Source organism: Microvirga vignae (assembly GCF_001017175.1).
In the GTDB taxonomy this organism is placed as follows: Bacteria; Pseudomonadota; Alphaproteobacteria; order Rhizobiales; family Beijerinckiaceae; genus Microvirga; species Microvirga vignae.
In genome coordinates this window covers 55,509-77,240 of sequence record NZ_LCYG01000022.1, presented here as the reverse complement: position 1 = coordinate 77,240, position 21,732 = coordinate 55,509, and the positions used below count along the sequence as shown (strand labels likewise).

Annotated in this window: 20 protein-coding genes; 13 read left to right on the top strand and 7 right to left on the bottom strand. The window is 63.0% G+C overall.

Features of this window, described 5'->3' with window-relative positions; translation table 11 throughout:
- The first annotated feature begins 25 nt into the window (after positions 1 to 25).
- From AA309_RS10500 to AA309_RS10490, 3 genes are all read left to right on the top strand, one after another.
- Positions 26 to 295: a hypothetical protein gene (locus AA309_RS10500; RefSeq protein WP_047188961.1), complete on the top strand. Its 270-nt coding sequence runs from the start codon at positions 26 to 28 to the stop codon at positions 293 to 295.
- A gap of 11 nt (positions 296 to 306) precedes the next feature.
- Positions 307 to 657, top strand: a complete 351-nt coding sequence (locus AA309_RS10495; RefSeq protein WP_047188960.1) for a GFA family protein — start codon at positions 307 to 309, stop codon at positions 655 to 657.
- 406 nt (positions 658 to 1,063) lie between these two features.
- On the top strand, positions 1,064 to 3,607 hold the full coding sequence (locus AA309_RS10490; protein WP_160310438.1) for a hybrid sensor histidine kinase/response regulator: 2,544 nt from the start codon (positions 1,064 to 1,066) through the stop codon (positions 3,605 to 3,607).
- Between the two features lie 56 nt (positions 3,608 to 3,663).
- On the opposite strand, the gene AA309_RS10485 is transcribed toward AA309_RS10490, so the two are convergent.
- A complete protein-coding gene (locus AA309_RS10485; RefSeq protein ID WP_047188959.1) occupies positions 3,664 to 4,065 on the bottom strand; it encodes a hypothetical protein in 402 nt (133 codons plus the stop codon).
- 121 nt (positions 4,066 to 4,186) lie between these two features.
- Between AA309_RS10485 and AA309_RS10480 the strand changes: the two genes are divergently transcribed.
- The 4 genes from AA309_RS10480 (at position 4,187) to acuI (ending at position 8,813) form a co-directional block, all read left to right on the top strand.
- Positions 4,187 to 5,026, top strand: coding sequence for a helix-turn-helix domain-containing protein (locus AA309_RS10480; protein WP_047188977.1), 840 nt, complete (start codon positions 4,187 to 4,189; stop codon positions 5,024 to 5,026).
- 137 nt (positions 5,027 to 5,163) lie between these two features.
- A complete protein-coding gene (locus tag AA309_RS10475) occupies positions 5,164 to 6,366 on the top strand; it encodes a cell wall hydrolase (RefSeq protein WP_047188958.1) in 1,203 nt (400 codons plus the stop codon).
- Positions 6,367 to 6,496: 130 nt separating this feature from the next.
- Positions 6,497 to 7,738, top strand: a complete 1,242-nt coding sequence (locus AA309_RS10470; RefSeq protein WP_047188957.1) for an MFS transporter — start codon at positions 6,497 to 6,499, stop codon at positions 7,736 to 7,738.
- Positions 7,739 to 7,826: 88 nt separating this feature from the next.
- Positions 7,827 to 8,813 carry an acrylyl-CoA reductase (NADPH) gene (gene acuI, locus AA309_RS10465; protein ID WP_047188976.1) on the top strand — a complete coding sequence of 329 codons (987 nt, stop codon included), beginning with the start codon at positions 7,827 to 7,829 and terminating at the stop codon, positions 8,811 to 8,813.
- Here acuI and AA309_RS10460 read toward each other — a convergent pair.
- The gene (locus AA309_RS10460; RefSeq protein WP_047188975.1) at positions 8,777 to 9,742 is read right to left on the bottom strand and encodes a LysR family transcriptional regulator; all 966 of its coding nucleotides are present in this window, start codon (positions 9,740 to 9,742) and stop codon (positions 8,777 to 8,779) included. The two genes, acuI and AA309_RS10460, sit on opposite strands and share 37 nt — an antisense overlap.
- Before the next feature lie 171 nt (positions 9,743 to 9,913).
- On the opposite strand from AA309_RS10460, the gene wrbA reads away from it, so the two are divergent.
- Complete coding sequence (gene wrbA / locus AA309_RS10455; protein ID WP_047188956.1) at positions 9,914 to 10,516, top strand: NAD(P)H:quinone oxidoreductase; 603 nt, start codon at positions 9,914 to 9,916, stop codon at positions 10,514 to 10,516.
- A gap of 139 nt (positions 10,517 to 10,655) precedes the next feature.
- Here the strand turns inward: wrbA and AA309_RS10450 are convergent, their stop codons facing one another.
- Entirely contained in the window at positions 10,656 to 11,678 is a 1,023-nt protein-coding gene (locus AA309_RS10450; protein WP_425286864.1) for an L-threonylcarbamoyladenylate synthase, read from the bottom strand.
- Between the two features lie 71 nt (positions 11,679 to 11,749).
- On the opposite strand from AA309_RS10450, the gene AA309_RS10445 reads away from it, so the two are divergent.
- The 4 genes from AA309_RS10445 (at position 11,750) to AA309_RS10430 (ending at position 16,410) form a co-directional block, all read left to right on the top strand.
- Positions 11,750 to 13,528 (top strand): acyl-CoA dehydrogenase family protein, encoded by a 1,779-nt coding sequence (locus AA309_RS10445; protein WP_047188954.1) that lies wholly within the window; start codon positions 11,750 to 11,752, stop codon positions 13,526 to 13,528.
- Between the two features lie 4 nt (positions 13,529 to 13,532).
- Positions 13,533 to 14,381: an SDR family oxidoreductase gene (locus AA309_RS10440; RefSeq protein ID WP_047188953.1), complete on the top strand. Its 849-nt coding sequence runs from the start codon at positions 13,533 to 13,535 to the stop codon at positions 14,379 to 14,381.
- Positions 14,382 to 14,539: 158 nt separating this feature from the next.
- The gene (locus tag AA309_RS10435) at positions 14,540 to 15,535 is read left to right on the top strand and encodes a magnesium transporter CorA family protein (protein ID WP_047188952.1); all 996 of its coding nucleotides are present in this window, start codon (positions 14,540 to 14,542) and stop codon (positions 15,533 to 15,535) included.
- 125 nt (positions 15,536 to 15,660) lie between these two features.
- Positions 15,661 to 16,410, top strand: coding sequence for an SOS response-associated peptidase (locus AA309_RS10430; protein ID WP_047188951.1), 750 nt, complete (start codon positions 15,661 to 15,663; stop codon positions 16,408 to 16,410).
- 122 nt (positions 16,411 to 16,532) lie between these two features.
- Here AA309_RS10430 and AA309_RS10425 read toward each other — a convergent pair whose 3' ends face one another.
- On the bottom strand, positions 16,533 to 17,783 hold the full coding sequence (locus AA309_RS10425; protein ID WP_084731068.1) for a class I SAM-dependent RNA methyltransferase: 1,251 nt from the start codon (positions 17,781 to 17,783) through the stop codon (positions 16,533 to 16,535).
- Entirely contained in the window at positions 17,776 to 18,504 is a 729-nt protein-coding gene (locus AA309_RS10420) for a TlyA family RNA methyltransferase (protein WP_150117481.1), read from the bottom strand. The genes AA309_RS10425 and AA309_RS10420 overlap by 8 nt, the downstream gene beginning before the upstream one ends.
- A gap of 104 nt (positions 18,505 to 18,608) precedes the next feature.
- Between AA309_RS10420 and AA309_RS10415 the strand changes: the two genes are divergently transcribed.
- Positions 18,609 to 19,322 (top strand): superoxide dismutase, encoded by a 714-nt coding sequence (locus AA309_RS10415; RefSeq protein WP_047188949.1) that lies wholly within the window; start codon positions 18,609 to 18,611, stop codon positions 19,320 to 19,322.
- Positions 19,323 to 19,445: 123 nt separating this feature from the next.
- On the opposite strand, the gene dxs is transcribed toward AA309_RS10415, so the two are convergent.
- Positions 19,446 to 21,353 (bottom strand): 1-deoxy-D-xylulose-5-phosphate synthase, encoded by a 1,908-nt coding sequence (dxs, locus tag AA309_RS10410; protein WP_244470316.1) that lies wholly within the window; start codon positions 21,351 to 21,353, stop codon positions 19,446 to 19,448.
- A 106-nt stretch (positions 21,354 to 21,459) separates the two neighbouring features.
- A complete protein-coding gene (locus tag AA309_RS10405) occupies positions 21,460 to 21,708 on the bottom strand; it encodes an exodeoxyribonuclease VII small subunit (protein ID WP_027315191.1) in 249 nt (82 codons plus the stop codon).
- Positions 21,709 to 21,732 lie beyond the last annotated feature (24 nt).

Below are 21,732 nucleotides of genomic sequence, written 5' to 3'. Positions count from 1 at the left end.
CAACAAGGCAGCGAGCCAGGCGTAAATGGCTCTGTCTCGGGCTCGTCTTCTCTATATCGGGGCGGTGCTGGTTTCCGGCATCGCCATCGGTTTCCTCGTTCGGCAAAACCCTGAATGGCAGCAGATGGCGGTGCCGCCGGCCGCGTGGCCATTCGCCGTGTCTCTGGTGATCGATCTCATCATCGGCCAGATGGCGGCTCAAGGCCGGACGGAACCTCTCACCATGAGTGACCGCTTCATTGCCGTGATCGGCGCTGGTGTGATCGTCACGCTGATGACGGCTGTGGGAAATTGAAGGGAACGGGAATGGCGCTGCACAAAGGATCGTGTCATTGCGGCAAGGTGGCCTTCGAGGTCGAGACCGGCCTTGATCAGGTCATCGAGTGCAATTGTTCCCATTGCAGCCGGAAAGGCTACCTCCTGACCTTCGTACCCCGGGGAGCCCTGAACGTCGTCCGTGGGGAGGAGAGCCTCTCCACCTACACCTTCAACACGCACACTATCGAGCATCGCTTCTGCGCCACCTGCGGCTGCGCACCTTTCGGCGAGGGCACGAAGCCCACGGGTGAGGCGACGGCGGCGATCAATGCTCGCTGCCTTGAGGATGTTGATCTCTCGCAGCTCAAGACCATCACGGTGGACGGGCGGAATTTCTGATCCTGGCTCGATACTGCCGGTTTTGAGCCCGGTCCGGTACTTTCAGAAAGATTGAAATGAAACGAGATATCATTTAGAATGGAGACTCGTCGCGTGAGGCGACAGTCGTTTCTCGGTCGAAGCAGAAAGGGCAGCGTCGGCTGGCAGACCGACGCTGCATCTCTGAAAGCTCAGGATGCTGGACAGTTTGAACGTTACGAACGATAACGTCATTCTTGGCTTGCGCAGCCCCCCTGCTGAAGCCAAGAGCCTTGCTCCGTCCGACGTCTCAGGCGCACAGCTTCTTTCCATCCTTCGGCACACACCTGGTTTCCTTTGCTTTCTTCGATGTCCGGATGATGTCGTTGCCCTGACGAACGACGCTTTCCGGCAATTGACCGGGGGCAGGGACATTGCCGGTTCCGCTATGGACGAGACACCGCTGGCCCATTGGCCGGGCTTCAAGGAGCGCCTTCACCAGGCTCGTGCCGGCATTTCCCCACCAAGCCCGCTTCGTGTGCTCGTCCATGTCTCAGCGGGCCCCGAGAGCGCGGGTGAGGAGCGATTTGTCGAATTCTCGTTCCAGCCGATCCCGGGAGGGGGCACAACGCTTCTCGGAATAGCCATTCATGGCAGCGATGCGACTGAGCACGTTCGACGAGAGCAGGAACTATGCGCCAGCAACGAACGATCGGAGGCGATCCTTGATGTCCTTGGCGATGGCTTCGTCGCCTTCGATGAGGAGTTCCGGGTCATCAAGCTTAACCCCGCCGCCCTCAGATATGACGGACGTCAGGCCGATGAGATCATCGGCAAGACACATTGGGAGGCGTGGCCTACATCGGCAGGCTCTGTTCTGGAGGTCGCCTACCGGAAGTGCCTCGCGGAGCAGGTGCAGCTCTCATTCGAGCGCCGTTATCTCGGCTTCGGGAAAGACAGTTGGCTCGAATTGCGTCTCTGCCCGGTTCCGGGCGGTATCGTCAGCTTCTATCGGGATATTACCGAGCGTAAGGCCTCCGAGGATGCACTGCGCGCCAGCGAGGAACGATTCAGGGCTCTCGTCGAGGCCGTTCCTCACCAGGTGTGGGAAGCAGGATCGGACGGATCGGTCGAGTGGTCCAACGGGCGCCTTCCCGAATATCTGGGCATCACTCTCGATGATCTCGCGAGCAGTGCATGGGAGCGCATCGTCCATCCGGACGATTATCCGGTTGTGGTTCAGGCCTGGCGGCAGGCTTTACAGGATGGGACGGTCTTCGAAAGCGAGATCAGGCTGAGAAGGGCCTGCGACAAGACCTATCGCTGGTTCCTGTCGAAAGCCGTTCCCGTTCGGGATCCCGCCGGGAGCGTCATTCGCTGGATCGGCACGAACACCGATATCCATGATCAGAAGATGGCCGCGGAGGAACTGGCCCATCTGAACGCCAGACTGGAAAAACGGGTCGAACAGAGCACGCGGGACCGGGATCGCCTCTGGCATCTCTCGACCGACCTCATGCTCGTCGCCGACTTCAAAGGAATGATCGTAGCGGCCAATCCAGCCTGGAGCCGCATGCTCGAGTGGAAGAACGGCGATCTCATTCGAGCATCCGTCCTTGATTTCGTTCATCCAGAGGATCAGAGCGATGCTCAACTTGCGGTCAAGCGGCTTTCCCGCGATCTGACCACCTGCAGCATCCAAAGCAGGCTTCGCCACCGGGACGGGTCTTATCGCTGGATTGCCTGGACGGCCGTGTCGGATGAGCGTTTCGTCCATGCGGTTGGCCGCGACATCACCGCCGAAGAGGAGGCGGCTCAGGCGCTGAAACAGGCCGAGGAAGCGCTGCGGCAGTCGCAGAAGATGGAGGCCGTGGGCCAGCTGACCGGCGGAATCGCTCACGATTTCAACAATCTGCTGACCGGCGTGATCGGCAGCCTGGATCTCATCCAAGCCCGCATCGCGCAGGGACGTGCAGGCGATATCGGACGCTATGTCGACGCTGCCATGTCCTCGGCGAACCGGGCGGCCGCGCTCACACATCGTCTTCTTGCCTTTTCCAGACGCCAGCCGCTCGATCCGAAGCCTGTCGATGCGAATGCCCTTGTGGCGTCGATGGACGAGCTGTTCCGGCGCACGACGCGCGAGACGATCCGGGTCGAACTGCAGGCCAGCCAGGATCTCTGGCTCACTCTCTGCGATCCCAACCAGCTGGAAAGTGCACTGCTCAATCTCGTCATCAATGCCCGCGATGCCATGCCTGATGGAGGGGACATCGTGATCGAGACGGCGAATGTCGAGCTGGATCACGCCTATGCCGCCACGCAGCAGGATGTGAAGCCCGGCCGATATGTTGCATTATCGGTGTCCGATACCGGATCCGGCATGTCCGACAACGTGCTCGCGAGGGTCTTCGAACCTTTTTTCACCACGAAACCCATCGGTCAGGGCACAGGTCTCGGTCTCTCCATGGTCTACGGATTCGTCAAGCAGTCCGGCGGACATGTCAGGATCCATTCGGAAACCGGCCGAGGCACAATCGTCAAGATCTTCCTTCCCCGATACCTTGGAGACGCCCGGCCCCAGGGCCTGTCTGCCACGAAGGCGCTGACGACTCGCGCCAAGGCTCATGAGACCGTGCTCGTGGTCGAGGATGAGCGCGTCGTGCGCAACCTCGTCGTGGAGATGCTCTTGGAGCAGGGGTATCGCGTTCTTCAGGCCGAGGACGGGCCGACGGGTCTTGGGATTCTACAGTCCGGACAACCGATCGATCTTCTCCTGACTGATGTGGGGCTGCCCGGCCTGAACGGGCGGCAGCTTGCCGACGCTTTCCGTGATCAGCGCCCTGATTTGAAGGTTCTCTTCATGACCGGCTATGTGGAAAGCAATCTTCTCTCTGCTGGATTTTTAGGGCCGGGCATGGAAGTCATCGCCAAACCTTTTACTCTCGAGGCTCTGGCGGTCAGGATCGAGGCCGTCCTCCAAGGATCTTGATGTAGAAAGGAGCCTGCCAATGCACGGCAGGCCCCTCTTGGTGGAGACTGGGATAGTCAGACCGCAACTGCTCCTGACCGGCGCAGGCCCATGATCTGAAACTCGGCATACATCAGCACCACGAGTGCCTGCATGATTACGAAGGCGTAGCCTGCACCTGTCGGCGCCACCCATCCGCTGACGAGGAGCAGCAGGCTGTCGGCAGCCCACAGGATGTTGCCGAGGATGACGGCCCACACGAGGCCCTTGTGCATCTGATCGCGCAGGCTGAGCCAGACGAGCAAAGCGACGTAAGGCAGCAGGGCCGCACCTGCGCTGCGCAGCAGCACCTCCGGCAATCCAAGCAGATGTCCCAACGGTTCGGCAACAAGCAGCATCAGCAGGCCGAACGCTCCGCTCGTGGTGGCATCGGCCAGCAGGGCCTGGCGAAGGAGCGGGGAGGGATGGACCGTCGTCATGGCATGTTCCTTTCAAATCGTCGGGCATCCGACTGGCCCTGAGGATTGCGCAGACAGGGAAGGCCGTCGATTACCTCGGAGGTCATGGAGTTGAATGTCACACCGCGCTATGGTCCCGGCCATGAAGCAGACGAAAACCTTAAGTCCCGCCGTTCAGCATTTCGGCGATTACCTGCGTGAATGGCGCCAACGCCGCCGCATGAGCCAGCTCGATCTCGCGCTGGAGGCCGAGATCTCTACGCGGCACTTAAGCTTTCTCGAGACCGGCCGCTCGCAGCCGAGTCGCGATATGGTGCAGCTCTTGGCCGAAAAGCTCGACATGCCCTTGCGCGAGCGCAACGTGATGCTCGCCTCTGCCGGTTTCGCGCCGGTCTATTCCGAGCGCTCTCTCGATGATCCGGCGCTGCAGAGCATGCGCGGGGCCATCGATCTCGTACTCAAAGGCCACGAGCCTTATCCCGCTCTCGCCGTCGACAGGCATTGGTCGCTGGTCGCCACCAACGAGGCGCTGCACGCGCTCGTGCAGGGGGTCGATCCTGCGCTGCTGAAACCTCCGGTGAACGTGCTGCGCCTGAGCGTTCATCCCGCAGGCCTCGCACGGCGCATCGTGAACTTTTCCGAGTGGCGCGATCACCTGATCGCGCGTCTGCATCATCAGGTGAACGTGACGGGCGATGCCGTACTGTCCGCACTGATCGAGGAGTTGCGCGCCTATCCGATTCCGGATGCCGCCAAGCGCATGTCTCATCCCAAACCGCATCATGCCGATATCGTCGTACCGCTCCAGCTGATGACGGAGGAGGGTGTGCTCACCTTCTTCAGCACGACGACCGTGTTCGGCACGCCTGTCGACGTGACCCTGTCGGAACTCGCCATCGAAGCCTTCTTCCCCGCCGATGCGGAGACGGCCGATGCTCTAAGGCGCGTGGCCGAGCAGCGTCAGGCCGCCGCAGAAGCCTGACACCCTTCAAGTCCCGTCTTAACCAGCCATCAACCTTAACCCCGGATAACCATAAGGAACGGAAGCTTTCTGTCGGATGCTTCCCTGGTCCGGTTTGAGTGGGTGTTCGCGTGCGTCTTCGGAATCGTCGCTCTCGGGTGAGATGGATTTGCGCCACGACGGCGCCCTGGGCGCTGGCGACCGGTCTCCTGATCTCGTTCACCGCCTCCGCCAGCAACGACCCGCAGGCAGGCGTGAGCTTTGCGCCCCGCGGGCCGCTGGCACGCCTGACACAGACCGATCTTGTTCCTCCGATTACCACCTCCATCGCGGGCGGTCGTCTCGATCTCGGGCGCGATGTGTTGCGCTTCATTCCGCGTTACGACCTGCCCGATCACATGGTCAATGCCGTGCCGCCCAAGGCGGATCGTAAGGCGGATGCCGGCGCTGATCCGGAAGTCGACCGCTCTGCCAAGGGTGACCCTCTCGTTGCGCCGCATGTCACCCTGTCTCTGCGGGCCAAGCAACTGCGTCCGGATCTCGCGCAGGTGAGCGGCTCGCGTCTTCTCTTCGGTCAGGACGAGCGCCTTCTGCCGCCCACCGTCCTCATGGAAGGGCACCTGGAGGCTCCCGAGATGGAGCAGGCTTTCGAGCCTTCGGAGATGCCTGAATTCACCACTACGCGCCAGGCTGTCTCGGTGCAGTCGCCGAGTGCTGCCGCTGCCGGTTCGACAGGTGCTGCGGCGAGCCTCACCACGCCCATCGTGAAGCGCGCGGTGGCTCTCTCCTCGACAACGCCCGCGCCGATGGAGGCGACGCCCGTCGAGATTGCGGCTGCGCCCGTCTCGCTGCAGTCGCCGCGTCTCGACAAGGGCGGTTATGGCACGAGTCTCGTGCCGAAGTCGGATGACGTCACGCCCCCACGATACGCGGACCTGATCGATCCCGACAACATGAGCAAGGAACAGCGCTGCCTGGCCGAGGCCGTCTATTTCGAAGCCCGCAGCGAACCGGAAGAAGGTCAGGCTGCGGTCGCGCAGGTGGTGCTCAACCGCGTGAAGAGCGGCCTCTATCCATCCTCGATCTGCGGCGTCGTCTATCAGAACCGCCACCGCCATCTCGCCTGCCAGTTCACCTTCGCTTGCGAAGGCAAGGCGCTGCGCATCAGCGACACCCTGTCCTGGGAGCGGGCCAAGCGGGTGGCAAGCGCCGTGCTCGAAGGCAAGACCTATCTTGCCGATGTGGGCGGTGCCACGCATTACCATGCGAATTACGTGCGCCCTTATTGGGCCCGCCGCCTCAAGAAGATGGACGTGATCGGCCGTCACATCTTCTACAAGCTCAAGCCAGGGCAGACGTGAGCAAGGCCGCAGGCCAGGGGGCTGCGATCCATCACAACTGCTCATACTAAAGCCAATAAACTTTCAATATTGCTGATGCGGGTCTTCCGCTAGTATCCGCCCTCCGATTTGCCGTTTGAGGGCTGTGCCGATGTCTGCACCTTCCGCTCAATCCCGGGTTTCCCCCGAACTGATCGTTCTCGCCGGCTGCCTGATCGCGCTGATCACCTTCGGCCCGCGCGCTTCGGTGGGGCTGTTCCAGATCCCGATGACGACGGAGTTCGGCTGGGGTCGCGACACGTTCAGCCTGGCCATTGCCTTCCAGAACCTCCTCTGGGGCCTCGGGCAGCCTTTCGCAGGCGCGGTGGCGGATCGGTTCGGGGCATTCAAGGTGCTCTGCGCCGGCGCCTTGCTCTATGCGCTCGGCCTCGTGGTGATGGCCTATGCGTCGACGCCCGGCGTCCTGCATCTCGGCGCGGGCGTGCTCATCGGCTTCGGCCTGTCGGGCTGCTCGTTCAACCTCGTGCTCGGCGCCTTCGGCAAGCTCCTGCCGGAGCAGTGGCGTCCCATGGCCTTCGGCGCGGGCACGGCGGCAGGCTCCTTCGGCCAGTTCCTGTTCCCGCCCATCGGCAACGTTCTCATCGATTCCTTTGGCTGGCATCAGGCTCTCGTGATCTTCGCGGCCTCCGTGCTCCTCGTGATGCCGCTGGCGCTCGCGCTCGCCACGCGACCGACAGCAGGCACGGCGACTGCGGGCGCTGCCAATGTCCCTAACCAATCGATCAAGCAGGCGCTCACGGAGGCCTTTCAGCATCGCTCCTATGTGCTGCTGGTGCTCGGCTTCTTCACCTGCGGCTTCCAGCTCGCCTTCATCACGGCGCATCTTCCGGCCTATCTCAAGGATGCCGGCCTCTCGGCTGCCGTTGGCGGCTGGACGCTGGCCGTGATCGGCTTGGCCAATGCCTTCGGGTCGCTCGGCTCGGGTTGGCTCTCCACCCGCATGTCGAAGCGCTGGCTGCTGGCCTGGATCTATTTCGGCCGCTCGGTGGCGATTGCGGCCTTCATCCTGCTGCCGGCTTCGCCCGTCACCTCGATTGCATTCGGTATTTCCATCGGCCTTCTGTGGCTCTCGACCGTGCCGCCGACATCCTCCCTCGTGATGCTGATGTTCGGCACGCGCTACATGGCCATGCTCTATGGCTTCGCATTCTTCTCGCACCAGGTCGGCGGCTTCCTCGGCGTGTGGCTCGGTGGCGAGCTGTATGAGATCTATGGCAGCTACACGGTGGTGTGGTGGCTCTCGATTGCGCTCGGCATCGCCTCGGCACTGATCAACCTGCCGATCAAGGAGCGCCCGGTGGAGCGTGGTCCCGCGCTGCAACCGGCCGAGTAAGGTTTCGTCTCGTCCGAAGGGATGAGGCTCTCGACCTTGCCCTGATCCTCCCTCGCGCCAACAATCGGTGCAGGGAGGATTGATGATCATGGCTCCATTCAAAGCGCTCGTCATCGACAGGACCGAGGCAGGCCAGACTGTCGGCTTTCGTGAGTTCAACGAGGCCGATCTCATGGACGGCGATGTCACTGTTCGCGTGTCTCACTCGACGCTGAACTACAAGGACGGCTTGGCGCTCACCGGCAAGGCTCCGGTCGTGCGGCGCTTCCCGATGATCCCCGGCGTCGATCTTGTCGGCACCGTCGAGACATCCTCCAATCCCGATTTCAAACCGGGCGATGCGGTGATCCTGAACGGTTGGGGCTTGGGCGAGACGCATCTCGGTGCTTATGCGGAAAAGGTGCGCGTGAAAGGCGATTGGCTGATTCCGCTCCCCTCGGGCCTCGCCCCTCGTCAGGCCATGGCGATCGGCACGGCGGGCTACACTGCGATGCTCTGCCTGATGGCGCTTGAGAAGCACGGGCTGAAGCCCGAGCGCGGCCCCGCTATCGTTACTGGCGCAGTTGGTGGCGTCGGCTCTGTCGCCGTCGCGTTGCTCGCGCGGGCAGGCTGGCATGTGATCGCCTCGACGGGACGGCCTGAGGAAGCCGATTATCTGAACGGCCTCGGAGCTGCTGAGATCCTGGATCGGAGCGAACTCACCGTTCCGGTTCGGCCTCTCGGCAAAGAGCGTTGGGCCGCGGGCGTCGATACGGTCGGCTCCGTTCCGCTCGCCAATGTTTTGTCCATGACGAAATACAGCGGTGCGATTGCTGCCTGCGGCTTGGCGGCCGGCATGGATCTGCCTGCAACCGTCGCGCCCTTCATCCTGCGCAACGTGGCCCTGCTCGGCGTCGATTCCGTGATGGCGCCCAAAGCGCTTCGCCTGGAAGCCTGGAATCGTCTGGCGCACGAACTCGACCACGACAAGCTCGCCGCCATGACCTCCACCATTCCTCTCGACGAAGTGATGGAGGCAGGACGCAGGATCGTTGCCGGTCAGATCAAGGGCCGCGTGGTGGTGGAGATCGCCTGATCGGCGGGCTTCTTGCCGTTGCCCTCGATCCAGCGGCGCTGCTTGCCGATCTCGGTCGCCATGAAGTCCATGAAGGCGCGCACGCGTGCCGATTGGCGAAGGTCCGGATGAGTGAGCAGCCACAGGCCTGCCGAGAAGTCCGGGTTCACATCCGACAGGCGGACGAGATTCGGGCTCGCATCCGCAATGAAGCACGGAAGGGGGCCGATGCCGAGACCGGCCTCGACCGCTTCTGCGAGGCCCAGCACCGTGTTCACCTTGTAGACGATGTTCTCCGGAGCCACGCGGTCGCGCACGAAGCGGGCCGCTTTCAGCGCTGCCAGATTGTCACCAAGCGCGACCCAATGGCGGTTGTAGAGTTCAGGCGAATTGAGATCGACCGGCTGATGCTGGTCGGGGAAATCCTGCAGTCTTCCGTAGACCGCCCAGGCGATGGTGGCGACGCGCCGTCCGACCAGGGTTTCCGGCGGATCGTCCGTGGCGCGGATCGCAACATCCGCATCGCGCTTCGAGAGGTTCAGCGCCTGGTTCGCGAGCACCACGTCGAGCCGCATCTCTGGGCAGGCCTTCACGAAGCGAGAGAAGATATGCGTCAGCAGATGGACGAGAAGCGTGTCGTTCGTCGTCACGCGCAATTCACCGGCCGGGGCCACCGCCTGGCCCACCAGCTTGCGGGTGAACGAGGTGACGTTCTCCTCCATCTGCTCTGCAAGCGCGGCCATTTCCTCGCCGGCAGGCGTCAGCACATAGCCGGTACGGTGCCGCTCGAAGAGCTTGACGCCGAGGTTCTCCTCCATCTGGCCGAGCCTGCGGAAGACCGTGGAGTGATTGACCCCTAGACGCTCCGCCGCGCCCGCAAGGCCGCTCGCCTCGGCGATGATCTTCACGAGCTTGAAATCGTCCCAGTCGAGCTGCTGTTGCTTCGCCATGTCTCTTGCATCGGTGCAATGGAAACCCTGCATATCTAACACTGGTTTTGCACGCAGGAAAGCTTATCCTAAGTGCGTCACACAGTTGCAGAGCGGCCCAATCTCAGGCCAGCGCTAAGCTAGCCTGAAAACCCGCCCGCCTGCTCTCATTCCTTCGTATTGGAGATCCACATGGCCAAGGTCCTTGTGCTGTATTATTCGTCCTGGGGACATATCGAGCAGATGGCTTATGCCGCCGCTGAAGGCGCGCGTGAGGCCGGTGCCGAGGTGGTGGTGAAGCGCGTGCCCGAGCTCGTGCCCACCGAGATCGCCCAGGCTGCCCACTACAAGACCGATCAGAAGGCCCCCATCGCCACCGTCGAGGAACTGCCGGAATACGACGCCATCATCTTCGGCACGCCGACCCGCTACGGCACGATGGCGGCGCAGATGAAGAACTTCCTCGACCAGACCGGCGGTCTGTGGGCTCAAGGAAAGCTCATCGGCAAGGTGGGCTCGGTCTTCACCTCGACCGCCACCCAGCACGGCGGCCAGGAAGCCACGATCCTCACCACGCTGCCGGTGCTCCTGCATCACGGCATGGTGGTCGTCGGCCTGCCTTACTCCTTCCAGGGACAGATGGGCGTCGATCAGATCCGCGGCGGCTCGCCGTACGGCGCCTCGACCATCGCGGCCGGCGACGGCTCGCGCCAGCCGAGCGAGATCGATCTCGACGGCGCCCGCTTCCAGGGCAAGCACGTCGCCCAGATCGCAGCCAAGCTCGCTGCGAAGTAAGGAACGTTCACGTCCTCATCCCCGTCATGCCCGCGCTTGCCGCGGGCATCCACGTCTTTTTGGACGGCGTGTCCCAAGACGTGGATCACCGGCACAAGGCCGAGGATGACCTCCGGAGGTTCAATTGGGGCGGAGCGGATCACCGCTCCGCTGCAGCCCGCCGAAGACGGTCGTTGATGGCCTCACCCAGACCCGTCTCCGGAACCGGCGCGACAGCGATGGTCTGAGCGCCCGATGCGTCGAGCTGCCTCAGATACGAGAACAGATGAGCGGCGGCCTCCTTGGGGTCGCCGTTTTTGCTGAGGTTCAGGTGAGTCTTCGCCTGTTCGGCTCCCTGCAACGGCGTCGGGCCGAACAGCAAGGCGGCTTCGCCCGGCTTGATCTCTGTCGCATTCAGGCGCACCTGCGCGCGGGGCGCGTAGTGGGACGCGAGCATGCCGGGAGCGAGCGGGCCCTTTCCACCTTCGGGGCCGGTGTCGAGGTGCTGCCCAATGAGGGCTTCAATCGCCTCGCGCGGCACACCGCCGGGACGCAGCAGGCGCGGGGTGCCGCCGAGGCACGCGATGATCGTGGACTCGACGCCCACATCCGATGCGCCCCCCTCAAGCACCGCATCGATGCGCCCATCAAGATCGCCCAGGACATGATCTGCATCCGTGGGGCTCACACGGCCCGAGCGATTGGCCGAAGGAGCGGCCACGGGGCGGCCGGTCGCCGTCAGAAGGGCATGGGCGAGGGGATGGGCCGGCACCCGCAAACCCACGCTGTCGAGACCGGCGCGCGCAAGATCCGAGACGGTGCAGGTGGGAGCCACCGGCACCACGAGGGTGAGGGGTCCAGGCCAGAAGGCCTCCGCCAGTTTTTGCGCGGTCTCGTCGAAGAGGCCTTGAACCTTCGCGGCTTCGAAGCTCTCCAGATGCGAGATGAGCGGGTTGAAGCTCGGGCGCTCCTTGGCGGCATAGATGCCGGCCACCGCCTCCGCGTTGGTGGCGTCCGCTCCCAGACCGTAGACCGTCTCCGTCGGGAAGGCCACGAGGCCGCCGCGCTTCAGGATGGCGGCCGCCTCTGCAAGACCGGCTTCATCGGCCGTCAGACGCGCCGTCCGTAGCATTGACCTGGGATCGTTCACGTCTAAACTATTCCTCGCTCGGGAGTGGATCATACCTTGGGCGGGTTTAATGGCGCGAGGGAACGCGTCAATATCCAAAAGCCGATTGCTTGAGAGGAAATGCCATGAGCTACCGCGCTCCGGTGCCGGATATCGTCTTCACCATGCGCCATGTGGCGGGGTTCGACCGCGCTGTTGCCGATGGTCTCTATGGCGACCTCTCTGCCGATCTGGCCCAAACGATTCTGGAGGAGGCGGGTCGCTTCGCCAATGACGTGATCGCGCCCCTCAACCGCGAGGGCGACAGGCACGGTGCGACTGTGAAGGACGGCGCCGTCACCACCGCTCCGGGCTGGAAGGAAGCCTACAAGGCCTGGACGGAAGCCGGATGGAACGCGCTTCCCGGCCCTGTGGAGTATGGCGGACAGGGCCTGCCGACGCTGTTGAACTCGGCCTGCGTCGAGATGTGGAACTCCGCCTCCATGGCTTTCGGCATTGGCCCGGTGCTGACGCACGGCGCCATCGAGGCGCTGGAGGCGCATGCCTCGGACGACCTGAAGAGCCACTATCTCGAAAAGCTCGTCTCCGGCGAATGGACGGCGACGATGAATCTCACCGAACCGCAGGCAGGCTCCGATCTTGCGGCCGTGCGCTCCCGCGCTGAGAGCGTGGGCGACGGCACCTATCGCATCACGGGGCAGAAGATCTTCATCACCTACGGCGAACACGATCTCACCGACAACATCATCCATCTCGTGCTGGCGCGGTTGCCCGATGCCCCTCAAGGCACGCGCGGCATCTCGCTCTTCCTCGTTCCGAAGTTCCTGCCCGACGGCACGCGCAACGACGTTCGCTGTCACAGCCTCGAGCACAAGCTCGGCATCCATGGTTCGCCTACCTGCACCATGATCTTCGGCGACAATGGCGGCGCCATCGGCTGGCTCGTGGGCGAAGAGAATCGCGGCCTCAACTGCATGTTCACGATGATGAACAATGCGCGCCTCGCGGTCGGCCTGCAGGGCGTCGCCATTGCCGAGCGCGCCTATCAGCAGGCTCTCGCTTACGCCAACGAGCGGAAGCAGGGTCGCGCCATCGGCGCTGCCGAGGGGATGAGTCCTATCGTCGTGCACCCCGATATTCAGCGCAATCTTCTCACCATGAAGGCGCTCACCGCCGCCGCGCGCGCCATCTGCTACATGACGGCGGAAGCCATTGATCGTGCACATCTGGAGCAGGATGCGGCGAGCCGTAAGAAGGCGCATGAGCGCGCGTCTCTGCTCACGCCGGTCGCGAAGGCCTTCTCCACCGATATCGGCATGGAGGTCGCGTCCCTCGGCGTGCAGGTCCACGGCGGCATGGGCTTCATCGAGGAGACGGGAGCCGCGCAGCATTATCGCGATGCACGCATCGCGCCGATTTACGAGGGTACAAACGGCATTCAGGCCATCGATCTCGTCACGCGTAAATTGCCGCTCTCCGGCGGCGAGACGGTGCATGCGCAGATTGCCTCCATGCGCGCCGTCGTCATGCGCATCATGAAGGAGGGAACGCCTGCTTTCGGCGCGACGGCCCCGCGTCTGCGCGACGCTATCGAGAGCCTGGATCGCGCAACGAGTCATATGCTCCGGACCATCTCCTCGAACGCACAGGGCGAGGCGCTGGCGGGCGCGACGCCCTACCTGCGCCTTTTCGGGATCGCGCAAGGCGGCGCGGCTCTCGCAGAAGCAGCGCTTGCGGCGAATGCCTCGATGGCTGGTGGCGACAAGGATCCTGCCCATCCAGGCCGCATCGCGCTGTGCCGCTTCTTCGCGGAGAACATCGCCGTCGGCGCGAAGGGTCTGGAAGACACGGTCTTGGGCGGCGCAGGCTTCCTGCAGGACGCGACCCTGGCGCTGGCGAGCTGATCCCATGACACTCAAAGGAAAAACGCTTTTCATCACCGGCGCCTCGCGCGGCATCGGTCTCGCCATCGGTCTGCGCGCGGCGCAGGACGGCGCGAATGTGGTGATCGCGGCGAAGACCGCCGAGCTGCATCCCAAGCTTCCCGGCACGATCTACACGGCGGCGGAGGAGATCGAGAAGGCGGGCGGCAAGGCATTGCCTCTCGTGGTTGACGTGCGCGATGAGGAAGCGGTCAAAAGCGCCGTTCAAAATGCGGTCGAGACCTTCGGTGGCCTTGATATCGTGGTGAACAACGCCAGCGCCATCAGCCTCACGCCGACGCCGCTGACGGACATGAAGCGTTTCGATCTGATGCACCAGATCAATACGCGCGGTACCTACATGGTCTCGAAATACGCGATCCCGCATCTGGAGAAGGCGCAGAACCCGCATATCCTCATGCTGTCGCCGCCGCTCGACATGAAGGAGAAGTGGTTTGCGCCGCATCTCGCCTATTCACTGGCGAAATACGGCATGAGCCTGTGCGTGCTGGGCCTCTCCGGTGAGCTGAGACCGAAGGGCATTGCCGTCAACGCCCTCTGGCCCCGCACGACCATCGCGACGAGCGCGGTGAAGAACCTGCTCGGCGGCGACGAGATCGTGCAGGCGAGCCGCACGCCGGAGATTCTGTCGGATGCGGCCTATGCCATCTTCCAGAAGCCTTCGAAGAGCTTTACCGGCCATTTCCTGATCGATGACGTGTTCTTGAGCGAGGAGGGCGTGACCGACTTCGAGAAGTACCGGGTCGATCCCACGAAGCCGTTGATGCCGGACTTCTTCGTGCCCGACGATATTCCACCGCTGTCATCACGATGAGGCGCCGAAAACGACGCTTTTCGCGTCATGCCCGGACTTGATCCGGGCATCCACGTCTTTAAACCTTAGCTTTCCTTAAGACGTGGATCCCCGGGACAAGCCCGGGGATGACGAGGTGGGGCGGTGAACCGTGAGACCTCGTTGAAACGGAGGCGGGTATGATTGTAGTCCACAGGCCAGCGCCGGTAACGGCCGCGATGGGGGAATCCCTCGATCGTTCCGTGCTGCCTCCGGGAGAGCCGATTCCGGAGGATGCCCTCTGGATCGACCTGATCGATCCGTCCCGTGAGGAGGACCGCCTCGTCGAGAGGCATCTGAGCATCGAGATCCCGACCCGCGAGGAGATGGCGGATATCGAGCCGTCGGAAATTCTCTACAACGAGAACAACGCGCGCTACATGACGGCGCGCGTGCTCTGCAGTTCCGACACCGATAATCCGAAGCTCATCGACGTCTCCTTCATCCTGACGGAGCGGGCGCTCGTGACCGTGCGCTACGGCGAGCCACGCTCCTTCAGCATGTTCATGACTCGCGCCGGAAAGCCGGGCGGCTGCCGTCACCAGCCGGAGGCGGTGCTGGATGGCCTGATCGAGACGATCATCGACCGGGCTGCGGAAATTCTCGGCCATGTGGGGCAGCGCATCGACCGTCTGTCGCAATCGATCTTCGAGAACGAGAAGAAGGGAACACGCCGGACCGCCTCCTTCCGCGCCGCTTTGAAGTCCATCGGCCGCAAGGGGGACGTGATCTCCAATGTGCGCGAGAGCATGGTCTCCGTGGAGCGGTTGCTCCTGTTCCTGTCCGCCAGCATGCCGAGGCCGCAGAAGGCGCGGGGCTATCAGTCGGAATGGCGCACGGCCTTGCGCGATGTGCAATCCATCGAGGAGCACGCGACGTTTCTCTCCAACAAGATCCAGTTTCTGCTCGATGCCACGCTCGGCCTCGTCACGATCGAGCAGAACGACGTCATCAAGATCTTCTCGGTGATGTCCGTGATCTTCCTGCCACCGACGCTCGTGTCATCGCTCTATGGCATGAACTTCAAATTCATGCCGGAGCTGGGATGGGATCTCGGATATCCCTGGGCCATCACCCTCATGGTGCTGGCGGCCGTGCTGCCCTATCTCTTCTTCCGCTGGAAGCGCTGGTTGTAAGTACACCACATCACGTCATCCCCGGCACAAGGCCGGGGATCCACGTCTCTACCCGCAGCGATTCAGGACGTGGATAGCCGGATCAAGTCGGGCCATGACGGGAGAAAGATATTGGAGGAAACATCATGTGCGGGCGCTATGCCATCACGCTGCCTCCCGAAACCTACCGGGAGTTCTATGGCTATCCGGAGCAGCCGAACTTTCCTCCGCGCTACAACGTGGCTCCCACCCAGCCGGTGCCCATCGTGCTGGAAGATCGCGGCGAGCGGCACTTCATGCTGGTGCGCTGGGGCTTTCTGCCGTCCTGGCTGAAGGACCCGAAGGATTTTCCGCTCGTCATCAACGCGCGCGGCGAGACGCTTGAGACGAAGCCCACCTTCAAGGCGGCACTGAAGCGCCGGCGCTGCATCTTCCTGGCCGACGGCTTCTACGAGTGGCAGCGCCATGGGCGTGAGAAGACGCCGTTCCTCATCCGTCCGCGCAGCCGTAAACCCCTGCCGATGGCAGGTTTATGGGAAACCTACTCAAGCCCCGATGGAGCCGAGATCGACACCGCAGCCATCGTCACGACTGACGCCAACGGAACCATGTCTGCGGTGCACGACCGCATGCCGGTGATCCTCTCCGACGAAGACATGACCGCCTGGCTCGACGTACGGGACGAGCGCGCGAACGTCATGCGCCTCGTGCGTCCGTGCCCGGACGACTGGCTCGAGGTGGTCCCGGTCTCGAGCCGCGTGAACAAGGTCGAGAACGACGATCCCGGCTTGATTGAGCCTTTGTCTCAGCCTGAATCGGCGCCGGTGAAGGAAACGAAGCGCAAGGCGAAGAAGCCGCTGTCCAGCGACGAGGACGAGCAGGGGAGTTTGTTTTAGTCGCTCCTATCGCCATGGCCGCACTTGTTTCGGCCATCCACGTCTTGGAGCCGCAGAGCACCAAAGACGTGGATCACCGGCACAAGGACGGGGATGACGAAGAGTGCCGGGAAGGGAGGCGATCACCGCCGCTTCTTCACCATGTCGCGCCGCAGGATGCCGACGACTTCGAGATGCGGCGAGTGCTTGAACTGATCGACCGGGATCACGCGTTCCAGGCGATAGCCACTGCTCATGAGAATGGCGGCATCGCGCGCGAAGGTGGCAGCATCGCAGGAGACGCTCACGACGAGCGGCACTTTCGATGCTGCCAATTGTTTTGCCTGCGCCTCCGCGCCTGCACGCGGCGGGTCGAGCACGACAGCGTCGAAAGCATTGAGCTCGGGCGTGAGAAGCGGACGGCGGAAGAGATCGCGTGCCTCGGTGGTGACGCGGCGCAGGCCCGGCGTTGCGCGAAATGCCTTTTCAAGGGCCGTCATCGAGCCCTGGTCGTATTCGACCGCGTGAACCTCGGATTTCTCTGCAAGTCGCAGGGCGAAGGGGCCGGAGCCTGAAAAGAGATCGGCCACGCGCTTGGAGCGCTCGCAGGCTTGCGTGACGAAACGGGCGAGCGTTTCCTCGCCCAGACGCGTCGCCTGCAGGAAGGATCCGGCAGGCGGAACAACGGCAGCGCGACCCATGAGAATGGCGGGCGGGCGGCGCTCCACGATCACGTCGCCATGGATCGAGAGGCGCGAGAGATCGAGTTTTTCAGCAAGACTAATGAGGCTCTGGCGATCCGCATCCTTCACCGGCCCGTGCCCGCGCACATCCACATCGAAGCCGGTCTGCGTGTTCGTGATCTGGATATCGAGCGGTTTGCGGGCGCCTTTCAGATGCTCGCCGATGGCACGCGCGATGCCGGGTGCCTGCTCCTTCAGCGCAGGCTCGGCGATGGGGCAGAAGGCGATCTCGACGATCTGGTGGCTGCGCGCCGCCATGTAGCCCACATGCATGGTGCGGTCCGGAAAGCGCACATGCAGCGTCACGCGGCGGCGACCTTCGCCATGGGCGTCGATCAGCGGCTCGATGGGTGCTTCGATGCGGGCCTGGCGCAGGGTATGCGCGAGCGTCTCCTGCTTCCAGATCTGGTAGAAGCCGTGCTTCATGTGCTGCGTCGCGCAGCCGCCGCATGCGTCGAAATAGGGACAGAACGGCGTCTCACGTTCGGGAGACGCCCCGTCGATGCTGATGAGATCGGCGCGTGATCCGTCGCGCTCGATGGTGACGGTTTCCCCCGGCAGCACCTTCGGCACGAAGACGGGACCGGAAGAGGTCTCCGCAACGCCATCCGCTTTTGCGCCGAGGCGCTTGATTGTAACCTGCTCAGCCACGATGGGCTCCCAACAAAAACTCGCGATTGCCGTCACCGCCTTCGATGGGCGAGGGGGCAATGCCATCGACGGTAAACCCAAGCGAGGCGATGAAGGCGCTGATATCTTCGCACACAGCGCGATGCACGGCCTCATCCCGCACGATGCCCTTCTTCACGTGATCTCGCCCGGCCTCGAATTGCGGCTTTATCAGAACGGCGAGCTTCGCGTGCGGCTTCAGCAAGGCGACAGCTTTCGGCAAGACCAGCTTCAACGAGATGAAGCTCACATCGGACACGAGAAGATCCGCCGGCTCGGGGGTGAGATCGGTATTCAGCGAGCGTGCATCCGTGCCTTCAAGATTGGTCACGCGTGGGTCGCTTGCCACCTTGGGGTGAAGCTGCCCGTGGCCCACATCCACGGCATAGACATGCTTGGCATCGCGCATCAGCAGCACTTCGGTGAAGCCGCCGGTTGAGGCGCCGATGTCGAGGCAGACGCAACCTTTAGGGTCGATGTTGAAGAAGTCGAGCGCCGCCGCGAGCTTCACACCGCCGCGCGAGACGTAAGGGTGCGGCTGCACGGCGGTGACGACAGCATCATCCGACACGGTGTCGGAGGCTTTGCGCACGACAGCACCGTTCACGGTGACGAGGCCTGCGGCAATGGCTTCCTGCGCCCGGGCGCGGCTTGTGAAAAAGCCGCGCTCGACGAGAACCAGGTCGGCACGTTTGCGGGTCATGGACGCCTCAACTTCATGTGACTTCACAATCCTTCCAAGCCCGGGAACCGGCTGTTGCCGGCATGCGTCTCCGGTCAGCTTCCCAGCAGATCAATGGAGATCCCATGCTCAACCGTCGCCATCTCCTGACCGGTGCAACATTGCTTGCCGCCAGCGCTGCCATTCCTCGGGCCTGGGCGCAAGAGGCTTCCGGCCCCCTCAAGCTCGATCCTCTGCCATATGCCCCTTCCAGGAACGAGCCTCATATCGACGCTCAGACCATGGAACTGCACCATGGAAAGCACCATGCGGCTTACGTCAACAATCTCAATGCCGCTTTGAGCCGGAATGGCGATTTGGCCAAGATGCCGCTCCACGACATGCTGGCGAAGCTCGGCGATATCCCGGAATCGGTCAGAACCGCCATCCGCAACAACGGCGGCGGCCATGCCAACCATACGATGTTCTGGCAGATCATGGGCGGATCGGGCGGCGAGCCATCCGGTGAGTTGAAGAGTGCCATCGACCGGGATCTCGGCGGCTTCCAGAAGTTCCAGGCTGATTTCAACACGGCCGGGGAGAAGCAGTTCGGCTCCGGCTGGGTATTCGTGACGGTGAGCCGCGACGGAAGGCTCGCCATCATCGCCAAGCCCAACCAGGACACCCCGCTCATGGACGGGCAGCGGGTCTTGATGGGTAATGACGTGTGGGAGCACGCCTATTACCTCAAGTATCAGAACCGCCGTCCTGACTATCTGAAAGCCTGGTGGAACGTGCTCGACTGGAACAGGATCGGCGAACGCTACGCCTCCGCGAAGGCGGGCAGGCTGACGATTTGAGTTCTCGTCATGCCCGCACTTGTTGCGGGCATCCACGCCTTTGATCCGCTGTGTTTTCCAAGACGTGGATGGCCGGAACTGATTCCCGGATCAAGTCCGGGACGGCCGTGACGTGGTGAGTTGTTATGCCCTTGCCTTGCGGCTCTCTTCCTGGCCGAGAGCCTCGAACACCTTGGTCACGATGCCGGCCGCATCGAGGCCTGCCTTGGCATACATGCGCTCCGGCTTGTCGTGATCCTGATAAGTGTCGGGCAGCACCATGGAGCGCAGTTTCAGCGTGCCGCGATCGAGCGCACCCTTGTCGGCGAGAAGCTGCATCACGTAGGAGCCGAAACCGCCGATGGAGCCTTCCTCCACCGTGATGAGAACCTCATGCTCGCGCGCGAGCTTCAGGATCATCTTTTCATCCAGAGGCTTGGCGAAGCGGGCATCGGCCACAGTCGTGGAGAGGCCGCGAGCATCGAGCTCTTCCGCAGCCCTCAGCGCTTCGGCGAGGCGCGTGCCGAGCGAGAGAATGGCGACGCGGCTGCCTTCCTTCACGATACGGCCCTTGCCGATCGCCAGCGGAACGCCGTGCTCCGGCATGTCGACGCCAACGCCTTCGCCACGCGGATAGCGGAAGGCGATGGGGCCATCGTCGTAAGCGGCAGCGGTAGCGACCATGTGCACCAGTTCCGCCTCATCGCTTGCTGCCATGATCACCATGTTCGGGATGCAGCCGAGATAGGCGACATCAAAGGAGCCTGCATGCGTCGGCCCGTCCGCACCGACGAGGCCCGCGCGGTCGAGCGCGAAGCGCACCGGCAGATTCTGGATCGCCACATCGTGCACGACCTGATCGTAGGCACGCTGCAGGAAGGTGGAATAGATCGCGCAGAAGGGCTTGTAGCCTTCCGTCGCCATGCCGGCGGCAAATGTCACCGCATGCTGCTCGGCGATGCCCACATCGAAGGTGCGGGTGGGAAATTCCTTGCCGAAGAGATCGATGCCTGTGCCGGTCGGCATCGCCGCCGTGACGGCGACGATCTTGTCGTCCTTGTGCGCTTCCTTGATCAGGCTTTCGCCGAACACCTTGGTGTAGGAGGGCGCATTGGCCTTGGGCTTTGCCTGCGCACCCGTCACCACGTCGAAGGTGACGACGCCGTGATACTTGTCGGCGGCGGCTTCAGCCGGCGCGTATCCCTTGCCCTTCTGCGTCACCACGTGAACAAGAATCGGACCGGTCTCCGAGTCACGCACGTTCTTCAGGATCGGCAGCAGGTGGTCGAGATTGTGACCGTCGATGGGGCCGACATAATAGAAGCCGAGCTCCTCGAACATCGTCCCGCCGGTCCAGAAACCGCGGGCGAATTCCTCGGCCTTGGCGGCTTTGTCGTAAAAGAACTTCGGCAGCCTTTTCGCCAGCTGCTTCGCCGTCTCGCGGATACCGCGATAGGTGCCGCCGGAGACGAGGCGGGCGAGATAGGACGACATGGCGCCGGTGGGCGGCGCAATCGACATGTCGTTGTCGTTGAGGATCACGATCAGGCGCGAATGCATGGCGCCCGCGTTGTTCATGGCTTCATAGGCCATACCCGCCGACATGGCGCCGTCACCGATCACGGCGATCACATTGTTCTGGTTGCCCTCGAGATCCCGCGCCACGGCCATGCCGAGGCCGGCCGAGATCGAGGTCGAGGAATGGGCCGCGCCGAAGGGGTCGTATTCGCTTTCCGAGCGCTTGGTGAAGCCGGACAGGCCCCCCGCCTGACGGAGCGTTCGAATGCGGTCGCGCCGGCCGGTGAGGATCTTGTGCGGATAGGCCTGATGCCCCACGTCCCAGATCAGCCGGTCGCGGGGCGTATCGAACACATAGTGGAGCGCCACGGTCAGCTCAACCACGCCAAGGCCCGCGCCAAGGTGTCCGCCAGTGACGGACACGGCGCTGATCGTCTCCGTGCGCAGCTCGTCCGCCACCTGCTTCAGCTGGTTCTCGGGGAGCTGGCGGAGATCTTCCGGGGTCTTGATGGTGTCGAGGAGAGGTGTGGACAAGGTTACTCTCACCAGGGGTTAGCCGAAGGCCGTTCAAACTTGGACATAGGGATTGCAGGAGGCAGGGTCAAACCGGGGCCCGACCTTTTGCCTTTGAATCTTTGCCTTATTCCGCCACGTCCAGCGGGGCCGTGCCGGAGGCTGCCCCATCCGGGCCGATGGTGATCTTCTCGATCCGGGCCTCGGCTTTCTTCAGAAGCTGCTCGCAATGCTTCTTCAGGGCCTCGCCGCGCTCGTAAATGGCAATCGAATCCTCGAGGGGCACATCGCCGCGCTCGAGACGCCGCACGATCTCCTCCAGCTCGGCCAGGGCCTTCTCGAAGGGGAGGGTCTTGATGGAAGTGGTGTCGGTCATGCAGCTATCCGTCAAAAATCGTTG

Bases quoted from the DNA above. Each gene is read 5' to 3' on its own strand.
- AA309_RS10500 (WP_047188961.1), top strand. From the start codon at position 26: ATGGCTCTGTCTCGGGCTCGTCTTCTCTATATCGGGGCGGTGCTGGTT.
- AA309_RS10495 (WP_047188960.1), top strand. From the start codon at position 307: ATGGCGCTGCACAAAGGATCGTGTCATTGCGGCAAGGTGGCCTTCGAG.
- AA309_RS10490 (WP_160310438.1), top strand. From the start codon at position 1,064: ATGGACGAGACACCGCTGGCCCATTGGCCGGGCTTCAAGGAGCGCCTT.
- AA309_RS10485 (WP_047188959.1), bottom strand. From the start codon at position 4,065: ATGACGACGGTCCATCCCTCCCCGCTCCTTCGCCAGGCCCTGCTGGCC.
- AA309_RS10480 (WP_047188977.1), top strand. From the start codon at position 4,187: ATGAAGCAGACGAAAACCTTAAGTCCCGCCGTTCAGCATTTCGGCGAT.
- AA309_RS10470 (WP_047188957.1), top strand. From the start codon at position 6,497: ATGTCTGCACCTTCCGCTCAATCCCGGGTTTCCCCCGAACTGATCGTT.
- acuI (WP_047188976.1), top strand. From the start codon at position 7,827: ATGGCTCCATTCAAAGCGCTCGTCATCGACAGGACCGAGGCAGGCCAG.
- AA309_RS10460 (WP_047188975.1), bottom strand. From the start codon at position 9,742: ATGGCGAAGCAACAGCAGCTCGACTGGGACGATTTCAAGCTCGTGAAG.
- wrbA (WP_047188956.1), top strand. From the start codon at position 9,914: ATGGCCAAGGTCCTTGTGCTGTATTATTCGTCCTGGGGACATATCGAG.
- AA309_RS10450 (WP_425286864.1), bottom strand. From the start codon at position 11,678: ATGATCCACTCCCGAGCGAGGAATAGTTTAGACGTGAACGATCCCAGG.
- AA309_RS10445 (WP_047188954.1), top strand. From the start codon at position 11,750: ATGAGCTACCGCGCTCCGGTGCCGGATATCGTCTTCACCATGCGCCAT.
- AA309_RS10440 (WP_047188953.1), top strand. From the start codon at position 13,533: ATGACACTCAAAGGAAAAACGCTTTTCATCACCGGCGCCTCGCGCGGC.
- AA309_RS10435 (WP_047188952.1), top strand. From the start codon at position 14,540: ATGATTGTAGTCCACAGGCCAGCGCCGGTAACGGCCGCGATGGGGGAA.
- AA309_RS10430 (WP_047188951.1), top strand. From the start codon at position 15,661: ATGTGCGGGCGCTATGCCATCACGCTGCCTCCCGAAACCTACCGGGAG.
- AA309_RS10420 (WP_150117481.1), bottom strand. From the start codon at position 18,504: ATGACCCGCAAACGTGCCGACCTGGTTCTCGTCGAGCGCGGCTTTTTC.
- AA309_RS10415 (WP_047188949.1), top strand. From the start codon at position 18,609: ATGCTCAACCGTCGCCATCTCCTGACCGGTGCAACATTGCTTGCCGCC.
- AA309_RS10405 (WP_027315191.1), bottom strand. From the start codon at position 21,708: ATGACCGACACCACTTCCATCAAGACCCTCCCCTTCGAGAAGGCCCTG.